1 protein-coding gene is annotated in these 512 nt (G+C 48.8%); it reads left to right on the top strand.

From position 1 onward, the window contains the following. A partial coding sequence (menC, locus tag R7Z50_RS31205) for an o-succinylbenzoate synthase (protein WP_318150242.1) occupies positions 1 to 512 on the top strand: 512 nt, incomplete at both ends.

The raw sequence follows: 512 nt of genomic DNA, 5'->3' as shown, positions 1-512 counted from the left end.
AGGCTGAACGCTGGGTCGCGGGTATACCTGTTGATTATGCCAATATGTATCCTTCGGTTGCGTTTGGCTTATCTATGGCTCAATTGGAGTTAGAAGGTGGTTTGCCGACGCAAGGCAAATATCAAATTGCTCCACTGTGTACGGGCGATCCCGATGAGTTGATTCCAAAACTCAACGAGATGGAAGGCGAGAAAGTGGCAAAAGTGAAAGTGGGTCTGTATGAGCCCATTCGCGACGGCATGCTTGTGAATCTCTTCCTTGAATCTATCCCTCAATTAACGCTTCGACTGGATGCGAACCGCGCTTGGACTCCCGAAAAAGCGCAGCAGTTTGCTAAGTACATTACACCGTCTCTTCGCCAACGAATTACGTTTTTGGAAGAGCCATGCCGAGCTCCAGGCGACAGCATGTCTTTTGCCATTAATACTGGTATCGCGATTGCTTGGGATGAAACGCTGCAAGATGCCGTTCGTCGAGAAGACTTTAGCCTTGAAGATCTGACAGGCGTGAAA

The sequence above is a fragment of the Vibrio sp. 1249-1 genome, from assembly GCF_033340495.1.
This window is presented reverse-complemented; position numbering and strand designations above follow the sequence as displayed.